Source organism: Faecousia intestinalis (genome assembly GCF_040096185.1).
Lineage (GTDB): Bacteria > Bacillota > Clostridia > Oscillospirales > Oscillospiraceae > JAZOXB01.
Map to the genome: position 1 here is coordinate 1 of NZ_JBBMFF010000174.1, position 4,223 is coordinate 4,223.

Annotated in this window: 3 protein-coding genes; 1 reads left to right on the forward strand and 2 read right to left on the reverse strand. The window is 59.9% G+C overall.

All coding sequences use genetic code 11. From position 1 onward, the window contains the following. Positions 1-421 precede the first annotated feature (421 nt). The gene (gene arfA, locus WMO66_RS04960; RefSeq protein WP_349135280.1) at positions 422-1,897 is read right to left on the reverse strand and encodes an arabinosylfuranosidase ArfA; all 1,476 of its coding nucleotides are present in this window, start codon (positions 1,895-1,897) and stop codon (positions 422-424) included. Positions 1,898-1,900: 3 nt separating this feature from the next. After that, positions 1,901-2,926: a LacI family DNA-binding transcriptional regulator gene (locus WMO66_RS04965; protein WP_349135281.1), complete on the reverse strand. Its 1,026-nt coding sequence runs from the start codon at positions 2,924-2,926 to the stop codon at positions 1,901-1,903. A gap of 435 nt (positions 2,927-3,361) precedes the next feature. Between WMO66_RS04965 and WMO66_RS04970 the strand changes: the two genes are divergently transcribed. Further along, a partial coding sequence (locus tag WMO66_RS04970; RefSeq protein ID WP_349135282.1) for a beta-L-arabinofuranosidase domain-containing protein occupies positions 3,362-4,223 on the forward strand: 862 nt, incomplete at its 3' end.

Below are 4,223 nucleotides of genomic sequence, written 5' to 3' on the forward strand. Positions count from 1 at the left end.
TATCAGGACGGGACGGTCTGGCGCATGGTCATCGTCCTGTTCCGTGCGCAGCTTCCGCAGGACCCGGCGCTGCACTGACGATTTGCACAGGCTATCGCTAAAACGGCGATGGCTCCCGATTTGTCATTGCGAGGGCGCTTTGCGCCCGTGGCAATCTCGTGCAGGCAGCTGCAATTTCGCCGGGAGTACCCTGTTGTCCGGCCGGGTCCTGCGAGATTGGCACGTCGCTTCGCTCCTCGCAATGACACATCAGGAAGCATGGCGCAGGAAACGGTACACTGCACCGAATTGGTGCTGCTTTTGCCGCTTCGCGCACGGGCGGGGCATGCCCCGCCCCTACCATGAATGACCCAGAATGACCCAATACAGACGCAAAAAACCGGCGCAGGGGGGCCTGCGCCGGTAGGGGATATCTTCAGGATCAGGCAAGGCGGAAGCGGAGCATATTCCACGAGGCGGCAGGGAGCTCCGGGGCTTCTGCGCCGACGGCGACCTCGCGCGGCAGAGCGGGCTGGGCGTCTGCCGTGTTCTCGCTGTCCAGCGCGGGGGCGGTCAGCGTGACGTGCTGCTCCAGTACGGCGTTCAGGCCGTCAAGCTCCAGCGTCATGGCCTCGTCGAGGCTCTTGTTCACGGCAAAGACCGTCACATGCGCGCCATTCTCGGAGAGCACGGCGGAGCTGGAAAGGTACGGGGCCTTCGGGCTGACACCGCAGGCATAGGTCGGAACCTCGACCTCCTGCTGCAGGGCCGTACCGCGGCCGAACTGCGAGCCATAGAGGAACGGCCAGTACGTCGTCTGCGCCCAGGCGCGGCCGCCCGGCTCGGTCATAATGGGGGCCAGCGCGTTGACGAGCTGGGCCAGGCAGGCGACCTTCACGACGTCGGCGTGGTTGAGCAGGGTGTTGAGCATGCTGCCGACGAGCAGAGCGTCTGCAAAGTCGTAGTTCTCCTCTTCAATGGGGCGGGCGACCGTCCACTTCTCCGGCACCCTGCCGTTCTTGGCATAGTGATACCAGACGTTCCACTCGTCGAACGACAGACCGATATGCTTGTCGCTGCCGACCTCAAGGCGGATCTTTTCGCAGATGGCGGCGACCTCCTGAATGAACTCGCCCATCTCCTCGCTGCGTGCAAGGAAATTCATGACGTCGCCCTCATGGTTCGTATAATACTGATGGAGCGACAGATAGTCGACGTAGGGATAGCTCTGGCGGAGGACCTCCTCTTCCCAGGTGCCGAACGTCGGCATCGTGCGGTAGGAGCTGCCGCAGGCGACGGTCTCAATGGTCGGGTCGAACATCTTCATGAGCTTGGCCGTCTCGCAGGCGATGCGGCCGTATTCCGTGGCCGTCTTCGAGCAGATCTGCCAGGGGCCGTCCATCTCGTTGCCGAGGCACCAGAGCTTGACGTTATAGGGGGCCTCGCGGCCGTTTTCGCGGCGCTTGTCCGCCCAATAGGTGTGCATGTCGCCGTTGCAGTATTCCAGCAGCTCCACGGCGTCCTTCGGCGTGCCGGTGCCGAGGTTCACGGCCATCATCGGCTGCGCGCCGATGCGCTCGCACCACTGCAGGAATTCATCCGTGCCGACCTGATTCGGCTCAATGGCGCTCCAAGCCATGTCAGGGCGGACGGGACGCTTGTCCTTCGGACCGATGCCGTCGCGCCAGTCGTAGCCGGACAGGAAGTTGCCGCCCGGATAGCGGATCTGCGTGACATGCAGCGGACGGATGAGCTCTTCCACGTCGCCGCGGAAGCCGAAGGCGTCGGCAGTCGGGTGACCCGGCTCATAGATGCCGGTATAGACGGCGCGGCCGAGATGCTCGATGAACGAGCCAAACACGCGGGGATCGATGGGGGAGATGATGCAGTCCTTCTGAAGTCGGATACGAGCTTTCATGAATTAACCTCCTGTGGATTCTCGTTTGATGATCGTACATTCCAGCATGATGTCCTTCTGCGCCGGATGCTTGCCGGAGAGCATGTCCAGCAGGGTGTGGCCCGCGCTCTGGCCCATCTGGAACAGCGGCAGGGCGACGGTGGAGAGCGACGGGCGGCAGACGGAGCTGATCTCACGGTTATCGTAGCCGATGAGGAAGATGTCCCTGCCGACCTCGATGCCGTTCTGGTTGCACCAGTCGATCACGCCGGTGCCGACAAGGTCATTCTGGGCGAAAATGGCCTTTGCGCCCGCGCGGATGAGCTCGCCGCCGAGACGGTAGCCGGAGTCACGGTCCCAGTCACTTGCGCGGACGAGGGAAGAGTCATAGGCTACGCCGTGGTCGTGCAGGGCCTGCAGGAAGCCGTTGGCGCGGCGCAGGGTGTGCACGGAGTGGATGGGACCCGTGATCATGCCGATGTGCTCCGACGTGTGCTCCAGCAGAGTGCCCGTGGCCTCATAGGCGGCAAGACGGTCATCATAGCCGACGCAGGGCACGTCCTGATCCTCGCAGGTGCAGTAAACGCACACGAACGGGATATGGGCATGCGCCTTCAGCGATGCGACAAGGTGGCTGTGACAGCCGATATAGATGATGCCCGCGACCTGCTTGGACAGCAGATCGTTCACGGCGGAGCGAACGAGCACGTTGCTCTCGGGATAGTCCCAGGGATTGTCGTGGTAGCGCTTGTTGAAACGCAGATTGCTCAGAATATAATGATAGTTCAGCGTCTCGCATACGGAGGCGACGCCGTCGACGATCTCCGGCGTGTTGAAGACGGTCAGGTCCTCCGTGATGATGCCGATGGTGCGCGCGTCGCCGAGCTTCAGCGAGCGGGCATTGAGATTCGGGCGGTAATTGAGCTGGTCCGCGATCTGCAGAATACGGTCGGCCGTCTCCTGCTTGACGCCGGATTTATTGTTCAGGACCTTGGAGACCGTTGCAATGGATACACCGGCCCGGTCCGAGATCTCGCGAATGGTTGCCATGAAATAGTTCACCTTCTCTGGTTTTTTACAATGCGGAGCGTTGATATAATCATATCATACCGCATGAAAAACAGCAAGAGCTAAACGTTTTATTTCGGGGAAAATGCTAAATTTGACGCAAATTACAGGGAAATTCCGCGTGCTGCACATTTTTGGCTTACATGCAGGCCGGAACGGGCAGCGGAGCGGCAGATGCGCCGGTTGATCGTTGTGAATTCTGCACAAAAAAGGGCTGGAAAAGTTGTATAAACTCACGATTCTGTAATTCCGCCTTTACAAATCCGAAAAATATGATATAATCAGATCAGAAAAAGTTAAACGTTTAAATCACCGGACGCCAATTGCGGCTTCGGCACGCGGCGACCGACGACGGATTCCGCGTTTTCTTTTCCAATTTTTTCTTAAACGTTTAACCATCAATGGAGGTTCCACATTATGGCAAGCAAGATCACGATCCCCGATTTGAAAAAAATTAGAGTAACGGATCCGCTGTTCAGCCATTACGCGGGCATGGTCGCAAAGAAAATGATCCCCGTGCAGTGGGAGATCCTCAACGGCAAGCAGGGCCAGAGCCGCTGCTTCTGCATTGATAATTTCCGCATCGCCGGCGGCACGCTCCAGGGTGAGCACCGCGGTGTCGTGTTCGGCGATACGGATGCCTATAAATGGCTCGAGGCAGTCGCTTATTGCGCAAATAACGGCGAAACAGAGTATATTCCCGAGGCTGACGAGCTCATTGAGATCATCGGCCAGGCCCAGCAGCCGGACGGCTACCTGAACACCTATTTCACGGTCTGTCATCCCGAGCTCCGCTGGAAGAACCTCACCGAGGGCCACGAGCTCTACAGCGCAGGTCATCTCATCGAGGCCGCCGTCGCCTACTATAACGCGACCGGCAAGCGCCGCCTGCTCGACATCGCCGCAAAGTTCGCAGATCTCATCTGCCAAACCTTCGGCGACGGCGAGGGTCAGCTTCCGGGCTATCCCGGCCATCAGGAGATCGAGCTTGCGCTCGTGAAGCTCTGGCGCGTGACGGGCGAGGAGCGCTACCTGAAGACGGCGCGCTTCTTCATTGACTGCCGCGGCCGCACGCCGAACTACCTGCTGCGCGAGATGAATGACCCGAACCACAAGGTCATTTTCCCCGAACTGCGCAACTACGATCCCTCCTACTCCCAGTCGCATGTGCGTCCCGTGGAGCAGAAGACAATGGAGGGCCACGCAGTCCGCGCCATGTACCAGTGCAGCGCAATGGCTGATCTGGCCGATATCCAGCAGGACGAGGCGCTGCGCAGCG

Bases quoted from the DNA above. Each gene is read 5' to 3' on its own strand.
- WMO66_RS04965 (WP_349135281.1), bottom strand. From the start codon at position 2,926: ATGGCAACCATTCGCGAGATCTCGGACCGGGCCGGTGTATCCATTGCA.
- arfA (WP_349135280.1), bottom strand. From the start codon at position 1,897: ATGAAAGCTCGTATCCGACTTCAGAAGGACTGCATCATCTCCCCCATC.